This window comes from Bacillus sp. BF2-3 (genome assembly GCF_008368795.1).
Taxonomy (GTDB): Bacteria; Bacillota; Bacilli; order Bacillales; family Bacillaceae_G; genus Bacillus_A; species Bacillus_A cereus.
Genome location: NZ_QOSA01000006.1, coordinates 170637 through 196584 on the forward strand (window position 1 = coordinate 170637; position 25948 = coordinate 196584).

Below are 25948 nucleotides of genomic sequence, written 5' to 3' on the forward strand. Positions count from 1 at the left end.
CTACTTTTATTATAGGTGATGAGGAAAGCGGAAATCAAAACATACTTCTTATACTTTGTCCATATATATGAAGAAGAAAGGGGAATGACGATGGATGTAAGAGAACATACTTTTTTCTCTCTGCTTATTATTAGTTATTTTATTGCCTTTGGGGTTATACTTGGCGGTTCATTAATTGGTGGATTTGGTGCGTTTCTTATCGGAAAACCAGCTCTAACTTACATTAATCAATTCGCCCAAAATTTAAGAATTTGGGCACTCGTTGCAGCAATCGGCGGAACATTCGATACCTTTTATAGCTTTGAAAGAAGTTTCTTTGGCGGAGATATGAAAGATATCGTAAAGCAAATTCTCCTTATTTTTTTCGCAACTGGTGGTATGCAAACAGGTCTCATTATTATTAAATGGCTAACGCAGGAACATGTATGAGAGTACCAAGTGCCAATACAGCAAAAAGATGGTACTTAGTATTAGCTGGGGCTGCTGTTGGAGGCGTGTTGAGCTGGTTTATTTTTTTGTACATATACGGTGTTTTTCAAGAAGAACAAGCTAGTAAAATAGCAGAACAAAGAGAAATTATAGAAAAACAAGAAGCAAAGCTCCACGTCCTTCTCGAAGATCAAGAAAAATTGAACACTGAAAATAAACGGCTCTTAACCATTCAAGAGATTAAAATAAAACTTATCAATCGAGAAAAATACGATTTAGACAATCTCACACTCGAAAATATGACTACATCTATCCATAATGACCTCCAACATCTTTTAACGAAAAACATTCAAAGTATCGCAAAAAATAAAGACCTACTTAAAAAGGTAATCGAAAATAAAACGTACAAACATTACGATCGGCTATACCGTTTTAAAGTCGATACAATATCTTTTGATACAGTGCTTGAAATTAGCATTACTATAGAGAAAGAAAAATAAAGAAGGAGGGCTTTAGCGCCGCTCCTTCTTTTCGTTCTAACATATAGTCTCTTATTTACAAATCTCACGTAAATCAGCAAAAAGACGATCCGCTTCTTCCCAAGAAGATGCCTTCGCACCAGAAGCCATCGGATGCCCCCCGCCGTTATATTGCATTGCTAATTTGTTTATAACTGGTCCTTTTGAACGAAGACGAACACGAATTACGTCGTCTTCCTCTAAAAATAGAACCCACGCCTTTAATCCATCAATATTGCCAAGCGCTCCAACAACACCAGATGCTTCAGAAGGAAGTACATCAAACTCTTCTAATACTTCTTTCGTTAATTTAATGTAAGCTGCTCCTTCTTCTACCATCGTAAAGTTTTGTAAAATATAACCGTTTAAACGAGCAATTTTTTCTTTTGTCTTATACATCTCATTGTATAAATCTGTGAATTTCACACCCATGTCAACAAGCTCACTTACGTAACGAAGTGTTTTTGCTGTCGTATTCGGGAATAAGAAACGACCTGTATCTCCAACAATTCCTGCTAAAATAAGGCGGGCTGCTTCTTTTGTTATTTTTAATCCTTTATCTTTTCCATAGTTATAAAACTCATAAATCATTTCACTTGTAGAACTCGCTGTCGTATCTACCCACGTAATATCTCCATACGGATCTTCATTTGGATGATGATCAATTTTAATTAACATCTTCCCTTTTGTATAGCGTTGATCGTCAACACGTTCTTGATTCGCAGTATCACAAACAATAACAAGCGCATTTTCGTATACACTATCTTCAATATCATCCATTACTCGTAAGTATGCTAGTGACGGCTCATTATACCCAACCGTATAAATATTTTTCTCTGGAAACGATTCTTGTAGAATTGTACCAAGACCACCCTGTGAACCTAACGCATCTGGATCCGGACGCACGTGGCGATGAATAATAATTGTATCAAACTCTTTAATTGCTCCTAAAATTTGCTCATGCATATGTATAATCTCCTTTTTAATCAACTTCTTCACTTTATCCTCCATTATAACGGAAAGTATTTCATACATGCGAACAATTGCTTTATAATAAAAGTTAGAAAGTTTAGATATTTCTTTTTCTTTTCTATTATTTTTCACAAAGCGATGGGAGTGTTCATTATGCCAGTATTAGTCTTCTGTATTATCGTCTCATTTATGTTGTACCTCTTTTACAAAACAAAATACTTTCGTACAAACCGCCCAATGGAGAAAGGTTGGCTCTCAGGAAAATCCGCAATGGCACTCGGTTCATTCGTTTTATTTTTCGGGATAAACCAATTCTTTTTAGAACTTTCAACCGCTCGTATTATCGTTGGTGTTTTATTCGTTCTATTTGGTAGTGCAAGTGTATTTAACGGGTTTCGCCAATACAAACATTTCTTGCCATTAGCAGTTAAAGAAGCTGAAGTCTATGAAGCAACGTAAAAAAGCATCAATATTGTGATGCTTTTTTACGTCCCTTAACTTTCAAAATCATATACGCAACAAACGCAGATGGTATATTAAATGGGTTCCCTTGTACGTGAAAATGTAATTGTTCTTCTCCAAAAGACATTTTTTCATATAGCTCTCGCTGAGATAATCCTGTCTTTTCCTTTTTTTCATGTAAACCTTGTAAATATAAATATTGAATCGGTATCATTACAAGAAAGTAAAATAGTGCGATACTACCAAAAAAGAGTACGGCTGACGACATAATGCATACCACCTCTCGCGATTCCATTTTCTTACAATATAATCATAACACAATATACAACTGAATTGAATTATTATTCCGTCTTTTCTCACATTACTTTTCCACTCCATCCCATACATATTTCACTAAAACTCCCATCTAAAATCATGCCTTTCAAATTTAAAACAACAAAAAAAGATGGAACAAATCAAAACGATTTGTTCCATCTTTTTATTTATCGATTAACTGAACCATAAGTAATGCTTTTCCAACAACATTACCTTCATGATGCACCTCTACATCGACCTTACCAAATTTACGTCCAATTTCTAATACTTTCGGATGAACAGATACAACATTATCAATTTGAACCGGCTTTACGAAATAAATCGTTAAGTTTTCAACAATTAAATCACTTTTCTTTTGCGCACGAATGACGCGATTTGTCGCTTCTGTCACAATTGTTGCAAATACACCGTACGATAACGTCCCGATTGAGTTCGTCATTTGCGGCGTCACCGAAAATTGATATAGATGCTCATTCTTCGCTTCTTTTGGTGTCATAAATTGATTCGTTACAATATCATCAATGGTTTCTCCAACTTGTGGCTGACGTTGAATCATTTGCAGTGCCTGAAGTACATCTTGACGGCTAATAATACCTTGCAGTTTGTTTCCTTCCTCAACGACAGGAAGTAATTCAATTCCTTCCCACACCATCATACGTGCCGCAGCTGCGACAGACATTTTACCGTTCACTGTAATTGGGTGTTTTGTCATTACTTTATCAATTGGTGTTTCTTTCGCTACTCCGATCATATCTTTTGAAGTTACGATTCCTAGTACTTTGTTACTTTCATCGACAATTGGATATCTTCCGTGCATTGTCTCTTCGTTATATGCATGCCATTGCTGTACTGTATCACTCGGCTTTAAATATAACGTTTCTTCAATTGGCGTTAAAATATCTTCAACGAGTACAATTTCTTTCTTAATAAGTTGGTCATAAATTGCACGATTAATTAACGTTGCGACCGTAAATGTATCGTAGCTACTTGAAATGATCGGCAGCTTTAATTCGTCTGCTAATTTCTTCACATGATCTTCCGTATCAAATCCGCCCGTAATTAATACAGCGGCTCCAGTTTCTAGCGCTAATTCATGTGCATTGGTACGGTTACCAATAATGAGTAAATTCCCAGCTTCTGTATAGCGCATCATCGCTTCTAATTTCATAGCTCCGATTACGAATTTATTTAATGTTTTATGTAGTCCTTCTCTGCCTCCAAGTACTTGACCGTCGACAATGTTAACGACTTCTGCATATGTCAGTTTTTCGATATTCTCTTTCTTCTTTTGTTCAATTCGAATTGTTCCGACACGTTCAATTGTACTAACATATCCTTTATTTTCTGCATCTTTAATTGCACGGTAAGCGGTCCCTTCACTTACACTCAAATCTTTCGCAATTTGTCTTACAGAAATTTTATGGCCTACTGGCAGGCTATTAATATGTTCTAAAATTTGGTTATGCTTGGTAGCCAAATGGTTTCACCATACTTTCTTTTCCCTAAATTCTTCATGTGTTGTACTTTTAGTATACTATATTTTCAAAACTGTTACACTCTCTCTTTGCATACCTGTACTATTTTTTTTATAACAAAATGACGCTTACATTCCACCAGTCATTCTATTACAACAATGTAATGCTATTGTCATCTCATTCGATAGTTCGCCCACTTAATTGCCTATACAATTAAGACAAGAAATAAAACAAAGGAGCGAACACATGATGAAAAAACTTTTAGAGGTTGTAGGTGCTGTATTTTTAGCTTTCGTAGATGGGAAAAAAGTTGCAATGGAATTGAATGAAACACCTGAACAACCACGTACCAAAAGAGAAGAATCACCAAAACAAATACAAACATTAAAAGCTGTCCTACACACGTAAAAAACCCTTCACTTTTCTTTTCAAATGAAGGGTTTCTTTTCTATAGTGTAATACTTTCTCCAGCTTCTAATACTTTCCCTGTACAATTTTGTAGCTTTTCTACAAATTGATATGGATCTTGTTCAATAACTGGGAACGTATTGTAATGCATCGGTACAACAGTTTTCGCATTAATCCATTTTGCCGCTAGTACAGCATCTTCTGGCCCCATTGTGAAATTATCACCAATTGGTAAAAATGCTAGATCAACTTTATTTAATTCCCCAATTAACTTCATATCAGAGAATAGTGCAGTATCTCCTGCGTGGTATACAGTTTTCTCTTCTGCTGTAAATAAAATACCTGCTGGCATACCTGTATATGTAATCGTCTTATTTTCTTCATCAATATAACTAGAGCCGTGGAATGCTTGTGTAAACTTCACTTTTCCGAAGTCAAATTCATGTGAACCACCAATATGCATCGGGTGTGTATTTACACCTTGCCAACTTAAAAATGTTGCTAGTTCAAATGGCGCTACAACAACTGCATTATTTTTCTTCGCAAGTTCTACTGTATCTCCAACATGATCACCGTGTCCATGCGATAAAAGAATTGCATCCACTTTTACATCTTCAGTTTTTAAATCTGTTTTCGGATTACCTGTTAAAAACGGGTCAATTAAAATAACTTTTCCATTCGCCTCAATTTTCACAACTGAATGTCCATGATAAGATACTTTCATTATTACATTCCTCCCCTGTTCACATTCTCACTTTGTATTCTACATGATTTTTCAATTCCCTGTCTTTTCTAACATCTATTTACTTGTCATAACGCTTTCTTCCGAGTTAAAGTTATATTTGTAATTAAATATCTCGGGGGTGCCAATCGATGAATGCTAGATTAGAAAATTTAATGCAATGGCTAAAAGAAAAAAACGTAGAAGCTGCGTTCTTAACTTCTACACCAAACGTCTTCTACATGACAAACTTCCACTGTGAACCACACGAAAGATTACTTGGTATGTTTGTATTCCAAGAAAAAGAACCTATTTTAATTTGCCCTAAAATGGAAGAAGGTCAAGCACGTAACGCTGGCTGGGCACATGAAATTATCGGATTTACTGATACTGACAGACCATGGGATATGATTGCAAAAGCAATTAAAGACCGCGGCATCAATGCAAATGCAGTTGCAATTGAAAAAGAACATTTAAACGTAGAGCGCTACGAAGAATTAACGAAATTATTCCCAAATGCAGCTTTCAAATCAGCTGAGGAGAAAGTTCGCGAACTTCGTTTAATTAAAGATGAAAAAGAACTTTCTATTTTACGCGAAGCAGCTAAAATGGCGGACTATGCTGTTGAAGTTGGTGTAAATGCAATTAAAGAAGATCGTAGTGAACTAGAAGTATTAGCAATTATTGAACACGAATTAAAAACAAAAGGCATACATAAAATGTCATTTGATACGATGGTATTAGCAGGTGCGAACTCAGCTCTTCCACACGGTATTCCTGGCGCAAACAAAATGAAACGCGGTGATTTCGTACTATTTGATTTAGGCGTAATCATTGACGGTTATTGCTCTGATATTACACGTACAGTGGCATTCGGCGAGATTTCTGAAGAACAAACTCGTATTTACAACACTGTACTTGCTGGACAACTACAAGCAGTTGAAGCATGTAAACCAGGTGTTACACTTGGCGCAATCGACAACGCTGCTCGTTCTGTTATCGCAGATGCAGGTTACGGAGACTTCTTCCCACACCGACTTGGTCACGGACTTGGAATTAGCGTACACGAATATCCAGATGTAAAAGCTGGTAACGAGTCTCCATTAAAAGAAGGTATGGTCTTCACAATCGAACCTGGTATTTACGTACCAAACGTAGGTGGCGTTCGTATTGAAGATGATATTTACATCACAAAAGACGGATCAGAAATTTTAACGAAATTCCCGAAAGAGTTACAATTTGTAAAATAATAGAAAAAGGCAGCGGGAGTGCTGCCTTTTTCTATTTCCCTACTATTTCAAATTTCTCTACAATCATTTTTGCTGGATAACTTTCAAGTATTTGAGAAAACCATACTTTTATTTTATCCCCTGTTTTTAACTGTTTATATGCGTCTTTGTCCTTAAAGCTCAAGACTATATGTGCTGGATGCTCTTTATTCATTTGTTGTTCTATATAATGTTGCAACTCTACTTTTGTTTCAACCGTTTTATCATCGGCAAAAAACATCGTGTCATTTCTTAATATGATATACCCTTCTTTAGGTACTTCTTTTACCGTTACTTGCTCTACTTGTTTTGTATCACACGCTGATAATACGACTAGAAATACACTTAAAAACATAACAATTTTCATATGCCTATTCATTTTTAACTCCTTACTCTAGGCTATTTCAAATTTAACACCATCTTCTCCTCATACTTATCATCCCATTTAATCACAACTTCTATAGGTTCATCTTTAGAGACAGGCGCGCAACTTACACAAGAAGACTTCATTTCAACCTTTGCTCCTCTATGAACTTCTGACGTTTGTGTCATTGTACTAAAGGCTCCATTAATAGCAATCTCTAAGTTTTTAAATTCTGTCTTTCCATCCCCGCCCTTATATTGAAACGTAAACATTCCATCTTCACTGTCATCCTTAATATGCCCTTTATATTGTCCAGTCCAACTTTTGCTCTCGCTAGAAAAAGTAAAATACCAAATCGAGCAGCTTCCTAAAAAGAAAATACTAATGAAAAAGAATAACGCTCTCTTCATCATGCCCCTCCATTCAAATGCACTTATTTATTGTCTATTTCTTCCTTCTATTATACTATTAAAATACAGAATTTTCTAAAATATGGGGTTTATATGTTACAACAACAGTTAGAAGAAATTCGTAATAATAATTACATACTGGATAACACACTTAACATTGATTCTTTAAGTTCCAATATGCTTGAGCAAATTGGCGATACTGATAGCTATTTAAGGGACAAACTCATCTACTCTACTTTTTTTCATCTCATCAAGAAGGAATATCTTTCACACACACAATTACAGAAACTATTATTAGAAAGCATCGGTGAAAAATATTTATTGTATAAGATTCATTCAGATGATGAAGATGCGGTATTTACCCGAGCATTTACAACATTATTAATCGCCCTCATTATTGATGCTGATACAAATCATAATTTCTTATCACAGACTGATATTTCAAATGTAAAAGATCAACTAATTCTATATATGAACAACGAACATGATTTCCGGGGATATGTGCAAAAACACGGCTGGGCACATAGTATCGCTCATGCTTCTGATACATTTGAGGCGCTTGTGAATAGTCCTAAACTGGAAACTTTATATTACGAAGAAATATTACAAACTTTATTAAACAAAGTTTGTGTTCATTCCATCTATTACAAATATGAAGAAGATGAACGTATCGTTTATCCGATTGTCGCAATGCTACAAAATGGCTTAAAGGAAGAAGCACTCATATTAGCCCTTCGTGATTTAGTAGCTCAATTACCCGTTCAAAAACAAACATTACATATTGAATCATACGAGTTTCTATACGGAAATATAAAATCTTTCTTACGCAGCTTATTTTTCAGACTGCGCAAGCTTTCTATATGCGAAGAAACAGAATGCGAAATTGAAAAATTGCTACAAGAACTTCCAAAATATTATTAAAAAAAGAAGGCCACTCAAAAAGTGCCTTCTTCTATTTCACTAATATTTAATTGAAATTTCACGATCCAAACTGAGAAAAGGTGGACAAGAAGCGCAAACGCCATACATGCTCCGCTTAAAAAAGTTAGTATAGGATGCGAATACACGTGCCCCAATCCATAGGATACCGCCACGAAAAACATTGTTATGTAAATATAAATTGCTCCATGTATTTGCCTCATATAAACCTCCTTTTCCCATATTATAACATAAATTTTCTGATTATTCACATTAATTGCTTGTAATCAATATTTCTCAACTGTTACACCTCTTACAGCAGCCTTAATATATGGTGCTCCTTGTAAACTTTGTAAATCCTCTGTTTTGCCTGTTACGACTACACCGTATATTGGTAGGTCTTTTGGTTTGGTGTTTTTTATTTCTTTATAGTTTGTCCTAAAAGATTCTTAATATCCCTTTTATTTTTACTTAAAGATATCCAAATACAGCTGTTCTACATTTTTATCATAATAAAAAGCACATCTATTTTGATGCGCCCTTCACATATATTTTATTAACATATAAATCACTTTTTTGAAACAAAAACTCTCACTCATCTCTCTCCATACTATCGTTATGACTTAGTTTCCATAATAATTGAACGAGGATAAAACCCCAGCTTTTCATAAAACGATACAGCTTCATTTCCGTACACTACTGTTAATTCAATTTCATCTATCTTCTTCGCTTTAAACCATTCCACTGCACTATTCATTAATTTCAAACCAAATCCGTTTCTTCGGTATCTTTCATCAACGAATAAAACTTCAATCTTTCCGTTTACACTTTTGCTATACGCTATACAACATCCTAATATATTATCTGTTTCCGCCTCAACTAATAATTCAATTCTATACTCTCCATACTTTGAATTTTGTTTATAAATTTCAATACGTTCCTCAAATGTCATTCTTGGATAGTCACCAGAAAAATGCCTTGATGTATTATTATGATATTCATGCAATTTATTTAAAGGTTCTCTTATTACTTCTATTTCATCGAGAGTGATATATTTATTACTAATTCTCATCCTACAGCATCTCCAATAATATATATTCCAACCAAAAAGATGACCATTTTACGGTTATAAAATACCAATCTATTATTTCATCGCGTCCTTCACAACATCTTGAATCATAACGACTTCTGTTTTCATATCAACAGAGGGTGCTTCTTCATCAATACACTCATACCAAAATTCCAAGTGCTTTTTATCAATTTCATAATGAGAATTTTCGACAAGAGCCCCACCTTCTCCTTGCACAGAATACCAATATAAGTACTCTTCTCCATCTCTTATTTCCCGGAAAATTGTCTCAACGTACATCTTTTCGTCGTTTAATGTCAAAAGTACTTCTTTCATATTGTCATTCAGAAGCTGCATCCATTCATTTACTCGATGACTCTTACCAGGCTTAACTTTAAATCTCGTTAATTCTACATTCATTTTTCTTCCCCCGTTTTCTTACGTACAAACAAACTGTATTCTATTGGATGATAAAAACTTAATTTACTAGCTAATTTTCGCGAAGGAATATTGTCTACATAACAATCCCAGCTCGGTATAATATCATTTTGCATGCAATGTTCAATGAACCGTGTTGCAACAGCTTGAGCTAATCCTTTCCCTTGATGCGCTTCATGTGTTGCAATATCTATTTCAGCATAACCATTCCCGCTAAATATCGAGACACATTCAGCTACAATTATCCCATCTTGTTCTATACAAAATCCAAAACCACTATTCAAAAACGTTTCTTTTGATCCCCAATATTCTTTGTAGTACTCCTCTTTAAATTCACTGCTTCGCTCTATATCTCTTCTATCAATACGCTTCACTTCATATGTATTTTTGTTAAAATCTCGTTTTCTCTCCTCAAAGGTTACTCTTTGAAATTTCATTCGCGGGATGTTCCGAAGTGTATTACTAAAACGCTCTTCTAACATCATTTCCCAATCTTCACTTGAAGTAAAGAGTGTAAATCTCTTCTCTGTTTTTTCAATAGCTGTTTTTAAATATGAAAATAACTCTTCGTTATAATTTTGATCATCAGTATCACCAAATAAATAATAGATACCGTTAGCTGTAATAATTAATCCTGCTGTTAATTTCTCGTTTGCAAAAACCTCACCATCTATCACTTGATCACATACCGCATAAGCAAACGTCGTCGTTTTTGTATGACTTTCTAAAATCGGAAGGATTTTTCTATACTCGGCTACGGATAATTTTTTCATAATTGCTCCACTTTAATCGTATCCGCCTCTATATGTTCAAAACAAAGATTTACAGTTCTCTTTAATGCTCTCGTTCTATGAATCTTACATGCTGGAATTAAGATTGAATCATTTGGCTTTAAAACCGCTGTTTCTCCATCTTCAAAATCAATAAGTAATTCTCCCTCTAACACAATAAATAATTCATCCGAATTAGAATGATAGTGCCAATCATATTCACCAGTAAATACAGCGATTCGTAAGCAATGACTGTTTATATTTGAAACGACGAAGTTTTTATGTTGATCTTTAATATCCTTTGTTAATTCTATTAAGTTCACAGTCTCCATCTTTCGTCCCATCCTTTCATTAGTCGTTCTTCTAAAAAACTAACTTAATCTCCACCACCTCCGCAATCTCCTCCACCATCACTTGAGCTACTACAGTCATTGCTACTGTAGTCACCGAATCCACTTGATGAGCTTGAAGCGTATGAAGATTTTTTGCTTCTTTTTCTATCTTTTTTACTTTCATGACTAGGCCATACTGTAGCAAAGAGTATAACGAATAAGGCTAATTCTATTACAACAAGTATAAATTCTAGAATGCTCTCAATAATATTGGGAGTTATCCCAAAACTGTAAAACACTCCAAATGAATACATACACAAAATTACATACAGAGCCATACAAATATACCGAAATGTTTTCTCTATCGTAATGACTACTTTTTGTGAAAAAGGTATGTTCTGTTCCTTTTTGTTCTTTATATACCTTTGTCTCTTTGCCTGTTTTTTCTTCCTCTTTTTGCTCCCCATCGAATCCCCTCTTTTTATTATATAATTCTAAATTATCATAATAAAAATCGATTTACACCAATAAATAACAATTATTCACATGTTATTTCTCCATATAAAAAAGACCCTCCTCACGAAAAGGAAGGTCTCAAATGTATTTCTATTATGATAAAGCAGGAGCTTTTTCAAGAAGCTCTTTTGCATCAGCGTATTGTAAGCCGTGAGCTTCCGCAACTGCTTCGAATGTTACATAACCATCTAATGTGTTAATACCTTTTAATAATGCAGTGTTGCCTAAGCAAGCTTCTTTGTAGCCCTTGTTAGCAATTTGTACTGCATATGGTACTGTTACGTTTGTTAACGCAAGAGTTGACGTACGTGGAACTGCACCTGGCATATTAGCAACTGCATAATGAACAACGCCATGTTTTTCGTAAGTTGGGTTGTCATGAGTTGTAATACGATCAGTTGTTTCGAAAATACCACCTTGGTCAATCGCGATATCTACAACGACAGAACCTGGTTCCATTGATTGAATCATTTCTTCAGTTACAAGTTTTGGCGCTTTTGCACCCGGAATTAATACTGCTCCAATAACAAGGTCAGATTCTTTAACAGCTTCTGCAATGTTGTATGGATTAGACATTAATGTTTTTACTTGGTTACCGAAAATATCATCTAATTGACGAAGACGTTCTGCACTTAAGTCAATGATTGTTACATCTGCACCTAAACCTACTGCAATCTTAGCTGCGTTTGTACCAGCTTGACCACCGCCAATGATTGTTACTTTACCGCGTTTTACCCCTGGAACGCCTGCAAGTAAAATACCTTTACCGCCTTTGTTTTTCTCAAGGAATTGTGCACCGATTTGTGCAGACATACGACCAGCCACTTCACTCATAGGTGCAAGTAATGGTAAAGAACGATTGTCTAATTGTACTGTTTCGTATGCGATTGATGCAACTTTGTTATCGATTAATGCTTTCGTTAATTCTGGTTCTGGAGCTAAGTGTAAGTATGTGAATAAGATTAAGCCTTCACGGAAATAGCCGTATTCACTTGCTACTGGCTCTTTTACCTTCATAACCATATCTTGATTCCATGCTTCTTCAGCAGTTTCTACAAGTTTCGCACCAGCTTGTACGTATTCTTCATCTGTAAAGCCAGATCCTAAACCTGCTCCTTTTTGAACAAAAACTTCGTGACCATTTTGTACTAAATGTACTGCTCCCGCTGGCGTCATTGCCACACGGTTTTCATTGTTTTTAATTTCTGTTGGAATACCGATACGCATGATTAGTTCCCCCTTGAGTTATGAAATGACCCCTGAATCATTTTTTAAAGCGCTTTCTACGCTCTTATATTTTAACATAATATCTCAATATTTGACAAAAAAATAACACGAGTTTTCCGATAGATTTAATTTTATATTAAAGGACAGTATTATCCGCACCTCTCAGCACAATGGATAAACTGTCCAATTATTCGAAACTTCATCTTATTTTATTCTATCGATGTCTATGAATAACATCCACTGCACCAGTCACTTCAATAATTGTACCGGTAATCATATCGGAATCGTCCTCACATAAAAACGAAATGGTTCTTGCAATATCTTCACCTGTTCCAGATCTACCAATCGGTGTGTTATGCTCTTTCAGCTGACGTGCTTCTTGAATAGTTGCCTCTTTCATATCGCCAATAATATCACCAGGACATACCATGTTCGCAGTGATACCATACTCCGCTTCTTCATAAGCAACTGTTTTCGTTAATGAAACAAGTCCTACTTTCGCTGCGGCAAAAGCTGAACGATAAATCCATCCCGGTGCACTATCCGCCCCTTGAAATCCGTAATTAATAATACGGCCAAAGTTCTGTTTTCTCATGACCGGAACGACAAGTTTTAATAAATGAAATACCGCTGTTAAATTTCCCTGAATCATTTCATTCCATTCATCTTCTTCATAATCAACTAACTTTTTTCGTTCAAATACATATGGACCAGCATTATTAATTAAAAAGTCAATTTTGCCAAAACGGCTCATCGCTTCTTCTACTATTTTATGTAAATCTTCCTTTTTCGTGACATCCGCTTGCACGAATTGTAGACGCTCTTCCACATCTTTATATGTTTCTTTCATCGTTTCCATAGCCGTGATATCGCTATGGTACGTTACTGTTACTGAATAGCCTTTAGCCAATAACTTTTCTGTTACTTGCTTTCCTAAACCTTTCGTACCGGCTGTAATGAGCGCATGTCTCACAAAACTGCCCCCTTTTAAATTGCTATACTTCATATGTAACAAGTTCTCGCTCCAATTACAACTAAAATGAATTGAAACAGAGTTTTCAAAATTCTGTAACGTTTCTGGCAAGCACGTTACCAAAATTTGTTTTATAATTAAGTTGTAAACAGTTATAAAACAGATTGGGAGGAATTTACTATGAATAATACATATACAAATATTTTAATCGCGGTGGATGGTTCTAAAGAAGCAGAAAAAGCCTTTAAAAAAGCAATTCAAGTCGCAAAGCGCAACAATGCAACATTAACAATTGCTCATATCGTTGATGTAAAAGCATACTCAGCAGTAGAAGCTTATAGCCGTGCAATTGCGGAACGTGCAAATCTATTTGCAGAAGACCTATTAGAAGACTACAAAAAAACTGCGCTTGAAGCTGGTCTTGAAAAAATTGAAACTGTATTAGAATTCGGTAATCCTAAATCAAAAATTTCAAAAGAAATCGCTCCAAACCATAAAGTAGATTTAATTATGTGTGGTGCGACTGGTTTAAATGCTGTTGAGCGTTTCCTAATTGGTAGCGTCTCTGAACATATTATTCGCTATGCGAAATGCGATGTCCTTGTTGTTCGTGGTGATGAAGAGCAAGGTGAGCTTTAATTTATAGATAAAACACCAAGTCCACATAGGCTTGGTGTTTTTCATTTTATAAACTTCACTATAAACAAAAGACATGCTACGACAACAACGGTAATTGCCAACACATAAGGCGGAAGAAACTTCAAAGACCATAATGCCATCATAATCGTCGCAACCGTTAAGTACGTTCGCCTTGCACCTTCTGTCATTTTTTTACGAAATAAGAAAACATACAAATAACCAATTGGCGGCGTAATAAAGCAAAGAACGTATATGATTTTTGATTTTAAATACCACTTTTGTTCTCCAAGTTTCTTTATATCCCCTTCTATTCTCTTATGCTCTTGTTCTTTCGCTTCTTCTATAAGCGGATTTTCCTCTTCTCCTCGCTTTTCTTTCATATAAGGAAGAAAGTGCATAAAAAAATAGTATGCGAATACGAATGCTCCAAATCCAATATTTACTCTTTCTAATGGAATATGTTCACTAAAAAAAGCAGCAGTAAGCACTAAAGACAAACAGTATGTCATCATCCAAAAGGAACGTTTTCTCTTTTTCCGTTCCATTTCTTTTTTGCCTTGTATATCTTTTCTTTTCGAAAGCCATATAGAAATAAAGCAATCTACTACAAATAGAGCAAAAATAAATATCGCAACGTGTACTGTTTCTAAATCCTCAAATGAAAAGATATTTGGGAATGCAACATGTAATACAATGAATGTGTACAAAATTAGCCCTATAAAATAAATACGTCTCATTTTCCATCCCTTTCTTATTTCCTAACATTACGTTAACATACATTTTTTAGAAATAGACGGACAAAATATATATGTGTAAAAAAGGAGGATGCTATATGGATGATTCTGAACGCATTATTTTAGATGTGAACGGCAAAGAAATTGAAATGCTAGATACGATTCGCACTCATTTTAAAGAGAAGCACGGCGTTGAACTAAGTAATGGTGCATTACTTCGTGATTTGATGGATATTGAGTATATTCGAATTACGGAAGATCGACATAAGTATGATTAAAAGAAAACGACTGCAGGCGAATGCCATCAGTCGTTTTCTTTCTTTATTTAAGCTCTTGATGTTTCCCGCCCATACCACCAGACTCATTGCTATCTTGGTGTACAGTTAGTTTATTTGTTTTCGCATCTTTTAAAACTCTATATGTATATGATTCATTTGGTTCATCTTTAAACTGTACATTCATACCATACGAATCCATTTTGCTATAAAAGGCCGGTTTTATATATAAAATATCACTTTCTTTATATCCTTTATCTTGTAAATGCCACATCGTTGCGATAACCGCTTCTTCTCGCTTTTCTTTTTCACCAACATACATATATTTGTCCAAAAGAAACACTTTAGCATTTGCAATTAAGCTAATTAACAGTACAATGATCAACACTATTTTTTTCATAGACTTCCCCTAAATTGTTATTTTTTACTACATTTTAACTTAAATGCTAGTAAAAAATAAAGTACGCCAGACTTTACTAGACTGGCGTACTTCCCAACTCAACTCTTAATAACTTCTTTCGTTAACCCCTTCGCCTTCTCCAAAGCGTTTTTGATTTGTTCAAACCCAGTCCCGCCAGCACTGTTACGACGCTTTACAGCTGCATATGGTGACAGCACTTCATACAAATCTTCTTCAAATAAGGAGCTCATTTCTTTATATGTTTCAAGCGAGACATCTAATAAATAAATTCCTTTTTGTGTGCAATGTAGCACTAACTTTCCAACAATTTCATGAGCTTGACGGAATGGTAGTCCTTTGTTCGCTAAATAGTCAGCAATTTCTGTTGCGTTGGAGAAATCTTGCGTCACAGCTTGCCCCATTTTTTCTTTGTTTACAGTCATCGTTTCAAGCATGCCCGCCATAATATGAAGGCATCCTTCTACTGTTTTAACTGTATCAAACATTCCTTCTTTATCTTCTTGTAAGTCTTTATTGTAAGCGAGCGGTAATCCTTTCATTACTGTGAGTAAACTGAATAAATTACCGTATACTCTGCCTGTTTTACCACGGATTAGTTCCGCCATATCCGGGTTTTTCTTTTGCGGCATAATGCTGCTTCCCGTTGCATATTGATCGCTCATTTCAATAAATTGAAACTCTTGGCTACTCCATAAAATAAGTTCTTCGCAAAAGCGTGATAAGTGCATCATAAGCATAGAGGAGTTACTTAGGAACTCCAGTATGAAATCACGATCGCTTACTGCATCTAAACTATTTTCATAGATTCCATTAAATCCAAGAAGCTCCGCACTATACTCTCGGTCAATGGGGAATGTCGTTCCAGCTAACGCTCCTGCTCCTAATGGCGAAATGTTAATACGTTTTAACGAATCTTCATAACGATTCACATCACGCTCTAACATCCAAAAGTAAGCGAGAATATGATGAGCAAATGAAATCGGCTGAGCACGTTGCAAATGCGTATAGCCAGGCATAATGGTTTCAATATTATTTTCTGCTTGATGAACAAGAACAGTTTGCAATTGCTTTGTAGCTTTTATAATATGTTCTACCTTTTCTTTTAAATACAAATGCATATCTGTCGCTACTTGATCATTACGACTTCGGCCAGTGTGAAGTTTTCCTCCTACTTCGCCAATTTGTTCAATTAACATTTTTTCGATGTTTAAATGAATATCTTCTGCTTCTACTGAAAATTGTAGCTTATTCTCTTTTGCTTCTTTCAATAAATATTGAAGACCTATCTTTATTTTCTCTGCTTCTTCTTGCGTAACGATGCCTTGCTTTGCTAGCATCGTTACGTGTGCCATACTCCCATTTATATCTTGATTTACTAATTGTTGATCGAAGGAGATGGATGCTCCGAACTCTTCAACCCATGCTTCCGCTTCTTCTGTAAAACGTCCGCCCCAAAGTTTGCTCACGCTTCCACCTTCTTTTGATTCACTTGGCTGTATACTTTCGTCGGTAAACCGAATAATGAAATGAATCCAACTGCTGCATCATGATTAAATTCATCTTGAGCAGTATATGTTGCTAATTTTTCATCGTATAAAGAGTATTCAGATTTACGTCCTTCTACAATCGCATGACCTTTAAATAATTTCACACGCACTGTACCTGTTACATTCTTTTGCGTTTCTTGTAAAAATGCATGAAGCGCTTGTTTTAAAGGCGAGAACCATAAACCATTATAAATAAGTTCTGTTATTTTCTGTTCAATCACTGGTTTAAAATGTGCTACTTCTTTTACGTGTGTTAAATCTTCCAACTCTTTATGCGCAGTGATTAACGTCATTGCTGCTGGGCATTCGTATACTTCACGAGATTTAATACCGACAAGACGATTTTCTACGTGATCAATACGTCCAACGCCGTGTTTTCCAGCAAGCGCATTTAACGTTTTAATTAATTCTGCAAGTGAATATGCAGTGCCATTTAAAGTAGTCGGTACGCCTGCTTCAAATCCGATTTCTACAAACTCTGGTTTATTCGGTGTATCTTCTAATGCCAATGTCATCTCATATGCATCTTCTGGCGGCGCTGCCCATGGATCTTCTAAAATTCCACATTCGTTGCTGCGTCCCCATAAGTTTTGATCGATTGAAAACGGGCTATCTAAATTAATCGGAATTGGTACATCGTTTTCTTTTGCATAGGCAATTTCTTCTTCACGTGACCACTTCCATTCACGTACAGGTGCAATCACTTCTAAGTAAGGATTTAATGCTTGAATAGAAACTTCAAAACGAACTTGATCATTTCCTTTCCCTGTACATCCGTGTGCAACTGCAGTTGCGCCTTCTTGTTCTGCGATTTCTACTAATTTCTTCGCAATAAGCGGACGAGATAATGCAGAGACAAGAGGGTATTTCCCTTCGTATAATGTGTGTGCTTGCATCGCCATCAATGCATATTCGTTTGCAAATTCTTCTTGAACATCAATCATATATGATTTAATTGCACCTACTGAAAGTGCCTTTTCTTTTACAAATGCTAAGTCTTTACCTTCCCCTAAGTCTAAACAAAGCGCGATAATATCATAATTCTTCTCTTGTAACCATTTAATTGCAACGGAAGTATCAAGACCTCCGGAATATGCTAATACAACTTTTTTCTTCTCCATTTTGCATCCCCCTAAAGAATAAATATTCATTTTCTTTTATAATAATTCACACTTTACCACCTTTCACAAAATGTATCAAGAGTCATTTTCAAATTTTTTCAAACAATTTCGTCGAACTTCTTTCTGTTTTTATGTACAATATAAGCAGGAAAACGGGGGTGAACTTATGGAAAAGTATTTCTTATACGATGAACATCTAGGAATTGAAATTCCACATTTACAAGAAGACTGGGAAGAAATCCCCGAAAAAATGCAACATGCTATTTTACTAAAATGGGAACAAGTTCGCGGGAAAATTCCTGATCGTATAAAAGAACTTGAGCACTATATTAATACAAAACAACATTATTTAAATAACGAAGAAGACTTCGAAGTTTCTTGTAAACTAAATTCAGAAATTGCCGATCTTGCTTCCATCATTAATGACCTTTGGCTTTGGTATCGACTCACTCAAAATGTATCTGAGGGGAAAGCACACCAATGAAAAAAGCATGCCCCTCAATAACTTTGGGTCATGCTTTTTTTGTCATAACATGATTTACAATATATTTCTTGTGCTGTTTTCGCCAAACATACATCGAATGGACCAACTAATATACTTCTTTCTTTCGGCAACTTTACAAAAGCAACAAGCTCTTCTTCATATTGAATTTTTTTCTGACATGAAATGCATATTAATTCTTTTCTTTTGAACATGTCTTTTAGCATACCTTCACTCTCCCCTTCATCTATCTATATTAATATACTCTCATAATAGTTAAGACTTGTAAAAAAATTACACATTCTGAATCGAATGATTCATATACTATGTACAAAAGGAGGTTTAAAAATTATGCGTGCTTTCGTTATTATCACTTTAACTTTTTTAAGTGTAATTAGTTGGGATGCGTTTTTTAAAGATAAAAGTGATGAAAAGAACACAACGGAATAAAACCCTTTTTTCTTACTTATTGGACAAACCGTTATAAACTGTCCAATCCTCCGAAATAACTTAGGCTTTTCTACAAAAATATTTAAACATAACATTTTTTGTAGATTCCCTCCGTTTATTGTCGGTTTCCATCCGCATACATTTTTTAAAAGTATGATATAATAGTATAAATCTTGAAGGAAGGGATTTTGATATCATGATCGCTCGAAGGAGCATGTGGCATCGTATTGACGAATCATACACGTAGCGTATTTTTCAGCTCAGATACTTTAGTCTAGCGAAAAAAATACGAGAGTGGGGAAATTATGATTGCCCGAAGGATAATTTGGCAAAAAAAAGACTCTTCTTACACATAGCGTTTTGTTTAGGACTTAATTGTTACTAACTAAACAAAACAAAGAAGAGCAGGATTGCTAAATGACGAATCCTACTCCACGTTTTGTTTAGTCGTTTTAAGACTTAAACTAAAACGAAGGTAGGGAGAATTGATGGACGAGAGGATTATTCGTTATTTCTTCAGCGACATATAGCGTAGTTAGTTTTTTCGTAAACTAACTGAAAGCTACATGTGAGCTCGTAGTTAGTTTACAACACAAAAAGGACTACTAACTACGGAAAGAAGGAATAACGATGAGGAACATCCAAAGTCGGCAAATTATTAAAGAAATTTTTATGGTTTTAATCGGTTCATTTATTTTAGCAGCAGCGCTATATCACATTCACTTCCAAAACCACTTAACAGAAGGTGGATTTGTAGGAATTGCACTATTCATTCAAAACTTTTATGATATTTCACCATCTATTTCAACTGTATTAATGGATATCCCAATTATTTTACTGTGCGCTTCATTTTTAGGTAGAAAAATGGTTGGTTATTCATTCCTAGGTTCAATTTCATTCGGAGTATTTTATTCCTTTATGGAAAATTATTCTCCATTTACGGTAGATTTATCAAATAACTTATTTATAGCTGCAGTAGTTGGCGGTGCGTTAGCTGGTATTGGACTCGGTTTTATATTACGATTTGGCGGTGCAACCGGTGGAGACGATATTTTAACAATTGTATTAAGTAAACGAACTCGTTTTACAATTGGGCAAATTTTCTTCGTCTTTGACGCGATTGTTCTTGCGCTTTCATTATATTATTTAAATTGGACAGAAATTGCTTTTACTATTCTTTCGATTGCCGTACAGGCAAAAACATTGGATTTAATTTATTATCCAAAAACAGAAAAAACAGCAGAAAAGCAGCCAGTATCTGTTCCAATGTCCCAAAAACATGCAACAAATTAAAAAAGCGAAAGGCTTCGGCCTCTCGCTTTTTTATGCTCTTTTTTCTTTCTCGACTATATGGCGCACTTGATAAAATCTATTTGCAAATTCAGTAACGTTTCTTGTTAAACGATAATTCACTGTAGATCCAATTGCCATTCCAATTACCGGTATACCTTGGAATAATTTACGACGAAGAGCATAAATCGAAAATGTCTTCAAAATTTGTTTTAACACAACCTCAGTAGAAGCTGTTTGTAGCACTGCTTCGTCTCCTTCGTAAAAGAACGAATCTTCTTGCTCCAGCTCTTGCAATAAATTGTACCATGCATATTGCTGAAGTCTTCCTGGTAGTAATGACGCATGAAACACCTTTAACGCAAGCATCATTTCATACGGCTTGTTCACATCATGTCCAAATGATGTTGCAATAAGTTGGACTGCCTTCACATTTAACGCGATCATAACCGGAAAATCCGCCGTTAATAATAATAAACCTCCAGCACCTGTTGCCCCGCCTTGTACAAATGAATATAGACGATGACGTGCTGTTTGCTGCTCTGCTATGTATGTTAATTGATCAATAGATAATGCTTTCAAATCTTCAAGCTGTTCAATCGATTCATCAAATAATCTTGATGTTCCTAAAATCCGATTACGTGCATCTAACTGTGCTTGTGAACTTTGAATAAATGCATGCAAATGAAAGAGCCATCCATCTGCTTTCGTGAAGAATTCTTTTCGCTTTTTCTCAGGTAATTTCGCAACTGTAGTATGTAACCATTTATCAAACACTTTTTGAAAATCGGTCGCTTCTTGCTCAACTAATTGCGCTTCCCATTCTTTTATATTGTCTAAAATGGCTTGTTCTCGCTTCGATCGCATCGTAACAACCACCTCGTTCGATTTTTTTCTATTGTAACATATTTCTGCTTATTCTTTGCAAATATGCTTGTCTATCTTTATTCACATACCATTTTTGAATGGCATAAAATATTAACAAAAAGGATGAGATAAATCACATGAATCTATCCGATATAAAAAAAGAATATAATGCGGTATTCAGCTTAGGACAAAACTGCTGGCCCGCTTGGGCATTATATCAATTAGAATTATCACCATTTTTTGGCGTTATTGATTTTATGCTAAGTCCCTCATTAGAAAAAGTGAATGTATTATTACAAAATCGATTTGACCGCTTTTTAAATTTCGAAAATTTATCCTTCATCTCATTTTGGGATGATGATGCAAAATTAAGATTAAGGGACAACCTTTATGAAATTGACTCCTGTCATGACTTTAAAACAGATGTAAACACACCAACTTCTTGGCCTTCTTATACAGAAATTAAGTTAAACTATGAACATCGTATTAATCGTTTTCTAGCTACAATTGAAACGGCAGAATCCATATTATTTATTCGAACTGGAGGAACATATGAAGAAGCATGTTCCCTAGAACAAATTTTATCTCAAATCGTTACACATACATTCTCTGTCCTGTTACTAATTCCTGCCGATATACCAACTATCACCCAAGAAGATTGGGGATTACAACGTATTTGCGTTATGAAATGTCCTATTATGGATGTATACCAATACAATGAAGCATTTTGGAAAGACTTATTTGATGGAATTACAGTTAGACCGCACACTTAAATACACGATACTTTTATCACACCATACATTATAATCGTCCTTATACAAAACAAATAAGGAGTGATTCTATATGTATCCACGTGCAAAAGCTTTCGGTCTTGCTGTACATCAAGATCGCCTTCTCGTACAAGAATATTATACAGAAGGCGAAATATATTATCGTCCTCTTGGCGGTTCAATTGAACTTGGTGAAAAATCAGCACATACTGTTATTCGGGAGTTTAAAGAAGAGCTTCATACGGAGATAGAAATCACCAATTATTTAGGGTGTTTAGAAAATGTCTTTCATCTCGATGGAGACATTGGTCATGAAATCATTCAACTATATTCTTTGCGTTTATTAGACACGTCACTATATGAAATGAAAATATTAAATATACAAGATGAAGAAACAGTAGCGTATGCGAAATGGATTCCTATTACGGCATTCATTCAGAAAGAAAAAATATTATATCCAGATGGAGTTTTAAAATACATCCAAAAGAAAAAAGACGAAATCCTATAGGATCTCGTCTTTCTTTTCATATATTAACCAATATCTCCAAGACGTAGTACGTCACGAGCAATCATAACTTCTTCGTCAGTTGGAATTACGATAATTTTTACTGGAGAGTGTGGGAAGCTGATGAATGCTTCTTCACCGAATACGTTATTACGTTTTGCATCGAAGTATACGCCCATGTACTCAAGGCCTTCTAATACGCGCTCACGAATAATCGCACTGTTTTCACCTACACCAGCTGTGAAGATGATTGCGTCTACACCTTTCATACGAGCAGTGTAAGAACCGATGTATTTGTGGATACGGCTTACGAATACATCAAGTGCTACTTTCGCACGGTGGTCGCCTTCTTCTTCTTTCGCAATGATGTCACGTAGGTCACTAGAGTAACCAGTAAGACCTAACATACCACTCTTCTTGTTTAATACGTTAACTACTTCTTCTACTGTTTGGCCTGTTTTTTCCATGATGTATGGAATTAACGCAGGGTCAAGGTTACCAGAACGTGTACCCATTGTTACACCAGCAAGTGGAGTGAAGCCCATAGAAGTATCGATAGATTTACCGCCTTCTACTGCTGCGATACTTGCACCGTTACCTAAGTGACAAGAAAGTAAGCTTAAGCTTTCAATTGGACGACCTAATAATTCAGCCGCACGCTCAGTTACATATTTATGAGAAGTTCCGTGGAAACCGTATTTACGGATGCCGAATTTTTCATAGTACTCATATGGTAAGCTGTATAGGAATGCAGATTCCGGCATTGTTTGGTGGAATGCTGTATCGAATACTGCTACTGCTGGTACGTTTGGTAATACTTCTTGGAATGCTTTAATACCAACAACGTTTGCTGGGTTATGAAGTGGTGCTAAATCGCTTAATTCTTCGATATCAGCTAATACTTCATCAGTAATTAAAACAGAGTCAGCAAATTTTTCGCCGCCGTGAACAACACGGTGACCGATACCGCCAATCTCATCTAGAGATTTAACGATTCCGTTTTCAGTTAACTTTTTAAGAAGCATATTAACTGCTACTGCGTGATCTGGAATGTTTGTAATTTCTTTTTGTTTTTCGCCATCTACAGTAATAGTGAAGATACTATCTTCTAAACCGATACGTTCTACTAAACCTTTTGTTAATACTGTTTCACTTGGCATTTCAAATAATTGGAATTTTAAGGAAGAGCTTCCTGCGTTAATCGCGATGATTTTTGACATCTAGTCTTTCGCCCCTTTTTCTCTTGGTAGTTGTGTGGATGTTTCCACAAACCGCTCGATTTTATCTGATCAAATTCACCAAATATGAAAACGTTTCATCATTAGCAAATTTTATACTCACGATTTTAATTTAAACATCGTACGACATATATTTCAAGTGAAAAAATTGTAACACCAAGAAAAAATATATATTACAGATTTCAAAAAAATTCAGTTAAATCTTGTATATATTTAAAAATATGACATATTATATAAAACTGTACTACATGAATCACTAATGCTGTTACATATACCCAGCTTTATTTATGTGTTGCAAACCAAGTATTTAATTGATCCATAATGTCTTCCATCGCCTTCATGTTAGAGAATTTAGGCAACTCCACTAATAACGCCTGTTTTGGCATTGTTACATTAGCGCCTTTCTTTTGGAGAACAAATATACTTTTTGCATTTTTCTCGTTTTTAAACATGGAAACAGGAAGCTGTAATAACCCTTGAATAAAGCATGTTTCTTTAATAAATGCATGTAATTTTGGTGCCTGGTCACTTTCAAAAATGAAGTTTGGTACTAAGAAGAATAAGTAACCGCCCTCTTTCGTATGTTTCACACTTTGTTCAATAAATAAGTGATGGGCATACGACATTCCTTCATCTGCTTTTAATTTATATTCACTTGCACCGATTTCGTTTGGATAATAACCAACCGGTAAGTCTGAAACGACTGCATCAACTGGATCGATATAAAGTGGTGCTAGTCCATCTTGATGGAAGAATTCGATTGCATGCTTTTGTAAATTTGCATTTACTAAAGCAAGTTTAATTAGCACTTCATCCACTTCTACACCAAATCCACTCATTGTTAGTCCTTCTTTGGCGCTATTAAACACTGTAGTCATTAAATTACCTGTTCCAATTGCAGGATCTAAAACTGTGATCTCGTTTTGACCTTGCATAAATTTATGGAATAAGTAACTCATGAACATTCCAACTGCATCAGGCGTCATTTCATGATTCGCTTGTACGCCTTCTTTCATTCCTTTTAAGATGGCTAACTGAAATGCTTTACGAATTTCTTCACCTTTATATGTTTCTTCATTAAACGTACTATATTCACGATTCAGCCTTTCAATTGCTGATTCGGATAATTCCTCTTGTAAAATCGCTCCCTCAAACAAGTTATCACCTGTTTCTACAAGCGCCTCTAAATATGTTACATCTAATTCTTTACGTAAAACTACCGCAGAAGAATCAAAAATAGAAAATAATGTTTCTACTGTCTGACTCACGTACACTCCTCCTTCTCTCTTTTACACATAACTTATATCATACCACAAAGTGATTTTTTCCAAAAAGAAAAAGCGACCTCCTGTAAAGAGCTCCCCTTTAGTTATATATGATATAACGTTTTTTCTCATATATCGATGCTTTTACAGAGCAATATATGAGAAAAAACGACCTCTTTATAAGAGGTCATTCTCTTCACATTACTTCGCAGATTTAGCTGCTTCTAATGCTGCTTCATAGTTTGGATGGCTTGTACCTTCGCTTACGTATTCTGCGTAAACTACTTTGTCATTGCTATCTACTACGAATACTGCACGAGCAAGTAAACGAAGCTCTTTCATTACTAAGCCGTAAGCTTCACCGAATGAAAGGTCGCGGTGGTCAGAAAGTGTTACAACATTTTCTAAACCGTTTGCTGCACACCAGCGTTTTTGAGCGAATGGTAAATCAGCGCTAATTGTTAATACTTTCGCGTTTTCAATACCTGCTGCATCTTGGTTAAAACGACGAGTTTGTGCATCACACACACCCGTGTCGATTGAAGGTACAACACTAATTAATTTCACTTCACCTTTGTATGTTTCTAAACTTACTGGAGATAAGTCGTTTGCTAATACTTGGAAGTTTGGCGCTTGATCGCCAACTTTAACTTCTGTTCCAACTAAAGTCATTGGATTACCTTTAAAAGTTACGTTTGCCACTTGAAAATCCTCCCTTATTTAAACAAAATATGTACAATGTAAATGATAGTTTGTCCCT

35 protein-coding genes and 1 pseudogene are annotated in these 25948 nt (G+C 35.3%); 12 read left to right on the forward strand and 24 right to left on the reverse strand.

Features of this window, described 5'->3' with window-relative positions; genetic code table 11:
- Positions 1-15: 15 nt before the first annotated feature.
- Both DN401_RS06465 and ytrI read left to right on the forward strand, forming a co-directional pair.
- Complete coding sequence (locus tag DN401_RS06465; protein ID WP_002005839.1) at positions 16-429, forward strand: YtrH family sporulation protein; 414 nt, start codon at positions 16-18, stop codon at positions 427-429.
- Positions 426-929 carry a sporulation membrane protein YtrI gene (ytrI, locus tag DN401_RS06470; protein WP_001265736.1) on the forward strand — a complete coding sequence of 168 codons (504 nt, stop codon included), beginning with the start codon at positions 426-428 and terminating at the stop codon, positions 927-929. The genes DN401_RS06465 and ytrI overlap by 4 nt, the downstream gene beginning before the upstream one ends.
- Positions 930-980: 51 nt before the next feature.
- Here the strand turns inward: ytrI and DN401_RS06475 are convergent, their stop codons facing one another.
- Complete coding sequence (locus DN401_RS06475; RefSeq protein WP_000545136.1) at positions 981-1913, reverse strand: DHH family phosphoesterase; 933 nt, start codon at positions 1911-1913, stop codon at positions 981-983.
- Positions 1914-2072: 159 nt separating this feature from the next.
- On the opposite strand from DN401_RS06475, the gene DN401_RS06480 reads away from it, so the two are divergent.
- Positions 2073-2378: a YtpI family protein gene (locus tag DN401_RS06480; protein WP_001144776.1), complete on the forward strand. Its 306-nt coding sequence runs from the start codon at positions 2073-2075 to the stop codon at positions 2376-2378.
- Between the two features lie 7 nt (positions 2379-2385).
- Here the strand turns inward: DN401_RS06480 and DN401_RS06485 are convergent, their stop codons facing one another.
- Both DN401_RS06485 and DN401_RS06490 read right to left on the reverse strand, forming a co-directional pair.
- Positions 2386-2649 carry a DUF3949 domain-containing protein gene (locus tag DN401_RS06485; protein ID WP_000093045.1) on the reverse strand — a complete coding sequence of 88 codons (264 nt, stop codon included), beginning with the start codon at positions 2647-2649 and terminating at the stop codon, positions 2386-2388.
- A 210-nt stretch (positions 2650-2859) separates the two neighbouring features.
- The gene (locus DN401_RS06490; protein WP_000201572.1) at positions 2860-4173 is read right to left on the reverse strand and encodes a CBS domain-containing protein; all 1314 of its coding nucleotides are present in this window, start codon (positions 4171-4173) and stop codon (positions 2860-2862) included.
- A 244-nt stretch (positions 4174-4417) separates the two neighbouring features.
- On the opposite strand from DN401_RS06490, the gene DN401_RS29745 reads away from it, so the two are divergent.
- Positions 4418-4579 carry a hypothetical protein gene (locus DN401_RS29745; protein ID WP_179953571.1) on the forward strand — a complete coding sequence of 54 codons (162 nt, stop codon included), beginning with the start codon at positions 4418-4420 and terminating at the stop codon, positions 4577-4579.
- A gap of 40 nt (positions 4580-4619) precedes the next feature.
- Here the strand turns inward: DN401_RS29745 and DN401_RS06495 are convergent, their stop codons facing one another.
- The gene (locus DN401_RS06495; protein ID WP_000868927.1) at positions 4620-5303 is read right to left on the reverse strand and encodes a metal-dependent hydrolase; all 684 of its coding nucleotides are present in this window, start codon (positions 5301-5303) and stop codon (positions 4620-4622) included.
- A 149-nt stretch (positions 5304-5452) separates the two neighbouring features.
- Here DN401_RS06495 and pepQ point away from each other — a divergent pair, with 149 nt between their 5' ends.
- Positions 5453-6550: a Xaa-Pro dipeptidase gene (pepQ, locus tag DN401_RS06500; protein ID WP_000994026.1), complete on the forward strand. Its 1098-nt coding sequence runs from the start codon at positions 5453-5455 to the stop codon at positions 6548-6550.
- A 31-nt stretch (positions 6551-6581) separates the two neighbouring features.
- Here pepQ and DN401_RS06505 read toward each other — a convergent pair whose 3' ends face one another.
- Positions 6582-6947: a DUF3221 domain-containing protein gene (locus DN401_RS06505; protein ID WP_001079377.1), complete on the reverse strand. Its 366-nt coding sequence runs from the start codon at positions 6945-6947 to the stop codon at positions 6582-6584.
- Between the two features lie 20 nt (positions 6948-6967).
- On the reverse strand, positions 6968-7342 hold the full coding sequence (locus tag DN401_RS06510) for a hypothetical protein (RefSeq protein WP_000816718.1): 375 nt from the start codon (positions 7340-7342) through the stop codon (positions 6968-6970).
- 93 nt (positions 7343-7435) lie between these two features.
- On the opposite strand from DN401_RS06510, the gene DN401_RS06515 reads away from it, so the two are divergent.
- Complete coding sequence (locus DN401_RS06515; protein WP_000941475.1) at positions 7436-8263, forward strand: DUF2785 domain-containing protein; 828 nt, start codon at positions 7436-7438, stop codon at positions 8261-8263.
- Between the two features lie 14 nt (positions 8264-8277).
- On the opposite strand, the gene DN401_RS06520 is transcribed toward DN401_RS06515, so the two are convergent.
- From DN401_RS06520 to DN401_RS06560, 9 genes and pseudogenes are all read right to left on the reverse strand, one after another.
- The gene (locus DN401_RS06520; protein ID WP_001248908.1) at positions 8278-8484 is read right to left on the reverse strand and encodes a hypothetical protein; all 207 of its coding nucleotides are present in this window, start codon (positions 8482-8484) and stop codon (positions 8278-8280) included.
- A gap of 63 nt (positions 8485-8547) precedes the next feature.
- Positions 8548-8709, reverse strand: a pseudogene (locus DN401_RS06525) (anti sigma factor C-terminal domain-containing protein); the annotation flags it as partial.
- Positions 8710-8876: 167 nt separating this feature from the next.
- Entirely contained in the window at positions 8877-9332 is a 456-nt protein-coding gene (locus DN401_RS06530; protein ID WP_001222930.1) for a GNAT family N-acetyltransferase, read from the reverse strand.
- Between the two features lie 72 nt (positions 9333-9404).
- A complete protein-coding gene (locus tag DN401_RS06535) occupies positions 9405-9749 on the reverse strand; it encodes a DUF6176 family protein (protein WP_001100217.1) in 345 nt (114 codons plus the stop codon).
- Entirely contained in the window at positions 9746-10540 is a 795-nt protein-coding gene (locus DN401_RS06540) for a GNAT family N-acetyltransferase (RefSeq protein WP_000736743.1), read from the reverse strand. Before DN401_RS06540 ends, DN401_RS06535 begins: the two co-directional genes overlap by 4 nt.
- Positions 10537-10869, reverse strand: coding sequence for a cupin domain-containing protein (locus DN401_RS06545; protein WP_000450925.1), 333 nt, complete (start codon positions 10867-10869; stop codon positions 10537-10539). Before DN401_RS06545 ends, DN401_RS06540 begins: the two co-directional genes overlap by 4 nt.
- Before the next feature lie 44 nt (positions 10870-10913).
- Positions 10914-11336 carry a hypothetical protein gene (locus DN401_RS06550; RefSeq protein WP_000534945.1) on the reverse strand — a complete coding sequence of 141 codons (423 nt, stop codon included), beginning with the start codon at positions 11334-11336 and terminating at the stop codon, positions 10914-10916.
- A gap of 142 nt (positions 11337-11478) precedes the next feature.
- Entirely contained in the window at positions 11479-12612 is a 1134-nt protein-coding gene (ald, locus tag DN401_RS06555; protein ID WP_001219403.1) for an alanine dehydrogenase, read from the reverse strand.
- A 214-nt stretch (positions 12613-12826) separates the two neighbouring features.
- A complete protein-coding gene (locus DN401_RS06560) occupies positions 12827-13618 on the reverse strand; it encodes an SDR family oxidoreductase (RefSeq protein WP_002024902.1) in 792 nt (263 codons plus the stop codon).
- Between the two features lie 147 nt (positions 13619-13765).
- Here DN401_RS06560 and DN401_RS06565 point away from each other — a divergent pair, with 147 nt between their 5' ends.
- Positions 13766-14224 (forward strand): universal stress protein, encoded by a 459-nt coding sequence (locus DN401_RS06565; RefSeq protein ID WP_001066673.1) that lies wholly within the window; start codon positions 13766-13768, stop codon positions 14222-14224.
- 41 nt (positions 14225-14265) lie between these two features.
- Here the strand turns inward: DN401_RS06565 and DN401_RS06570 are convergent, their stop codons facing one another.
- Positions 14266-14961, reverse strand: coding sequence for a hypothetical protein (locus tag DN401_RS06570; RefSeq protein WP_149287631.1), 696 nt, complete (start codon positions 14959-14961; stop codon positions 14266-14268).
- A gap of 95 nt (positions 14962-15056) precedes the next feature.
- Between DN401_RS06570 and DN401_RS06575 the strand changes: the two genes are divergently transcribed.
- Positions 15057-15236 (forward strand): hypothetical protein, encoded by a 180-nt coding sequence (locus tag DN401_RS06575; protein ID WP_000342760.1) that lies wholly within the window; start codon positions 15057-15059, stop codon positions 15234-15236.
- Positions 15237-15279: 43 nt separating this feature from the next.
- Here DN401_RS06575 and DN401_RS06580 read toward each other — a convergent pair whose 3' ends face one another.
- The 3 genes from DN401_RS06580 to DN401_RS06590 form a co-directional block, all read right to left on the reverse strand.
- Complete coding sequence (locus tag DN401_RS06580; RefSeq protein ID WP_000725032.1) at positions 15280-15633, reverse strand: DUF3139 domain-containing protein; 354 nt, start codon at positions 15631-15633, stop codon at positions 15280-15282.
- A 98-nt stretch (positions 15634-15731) separates the two neighbouring features.
- Positions 15732-17120, reverse strand: a complete 1389-nt coding sequence (gene argH, locus DN401_RS06585) for an argininosuccinate lyase (RefSeq protein WP_149287632.1) — start codon at positions 17118-17120, stop codon at positions 15732-15734.
- Positions 17117-18322, reverse strand: coding sequence for an argininosuccinate synthase (locus tag DN401_RS06590; protein WP_000412315.1), 1206 nt, complete (start codon positions 18320-18322; stop codon positions 17117-17119). Before DN401_RS06590 ends, argH begins: the two co-directional genes overlap by 4 nt.
- Before the next feature lie 166 nt (positions 18323-18488).
- On the opposite strand from DN401_RS06590, the gene DN401_RS06595 reads away from it, so the two are divergent.
- Positions 18489-18806, forward strand: a complete 318-nt coding sequence (locus DN401_RS06595; protein WP_000417218.1) for a hypothetical protein — start codon at positions 18489-18491, stop codon at positions 18804-18806.
- 14 nt (positions 18807-18820) lie between these two features.
- Here DN401_RS06595 and DN401_RS06600 read toward each other — a convergent pair whose 3' ends face one another.
- Positions 18821-19030: a hypothetical protein gene (locus DN401_RS06600; protein ID WP_000910274.1), complete on the reverse strand. Its 210-nt coding sequence runs from the start codon at positions 19028-19030 to the stop codon at positions 18821-18823.
- 853 nt (positions 19031-19883) lie between these two features.
- On the opposite strand from DN401_RS06600, the gene DN401_RS06605 reads away from it, so the two are divergent.
- On the forward strand, positions 19884-20546 hold the full coding sequence (locus tag DN401_RS06605; RefSeq protein ID WP_149287633.1) for a YitT family protein: 663 nt from the start codon (positions 19884-19886) through the stop codon (positions 20544-20546).
- A 30-nt stretch (positions 20547-20576) separates the two neighbouring features.
- Here the strand turns inward: DN401_RS06605 and DN401_RS06610 are convergent, their stop codons facing one another.
- Positions 20577-21410, reverse strand: coding sequence for an EcsC family protein (locus DN401_RS06610; RefSeq protein WP_001256853.1), 834 nt, complete (start codon positions 21408-21410; stop codon positions 20577-20579).
- A gap of 137 nt (positions 21411-21547) precedes the next feature.
- Between DN401_RS06610 and DN401_RS06615 the strand changes: the two genes are divergently transcribed.
- Complete coding sequence (locus DN401_RS06615) at positions 21548-22183, forward strand: DUF1796 family putative cysteine peptidase (protein ID WP_001053729.1); 636 nt, start codon at positions 21548-21550, stop codon at positions 22181-22183.
- 70 nt (positions 22184-22253) lie between these two features.
- Complete coding sequence (locus DN401_RS06620) at positions 22254-22688, forward strand: NUDIX hydrolase (protein ID WP_000283500.1); 435 nt, start codon at positions 22254-22256, stop codon at positions 22686-22688.
- A gap of 23 nt (positions 22689-22711) precedes the next feature.
- On the opposite strand, the gene ackA is transcribed toward DN401_RS06620, so the two are convergent.
- The 3 genes from ackA to tpx form a co-directional block, all read right to left on the reverse strand.
- Positions 22712-23905: an acetate kinase gene (ackA, locus tag DN401_RS06625; protein ID WP_000034575.1), complete on the reverse strand. Its 1194-nt coding sequence runs from the start codon at positions 23903-23905 to the stop codon at positions 22712-22714.
- Between the two features lie 299 nt (positions 23906-24204).
- Positions 24205-25191, reverse strand: coding sequence for a class I SAM-dependent methyltransferase (locus DN401_RS06630; RefSeq protein WP_000084367.1), 987 nt, complete (start codon positions 25189-25191; stop codon positions 24205-24207).
- Between the two features lie 198 nt (positions 25192-25389).
- Positions 25390-25890, reverse strand: coding sequence for a thiol peroxidase (gene tpx / locus DN401_RS06635; RefSeq protein WP_000024525.1), 501 nt, complete (start codon positions 25888-25890; stop codon positions 25390-25392).
- Positions 25891-25948 lie beyond the last annotated feature (58 nt).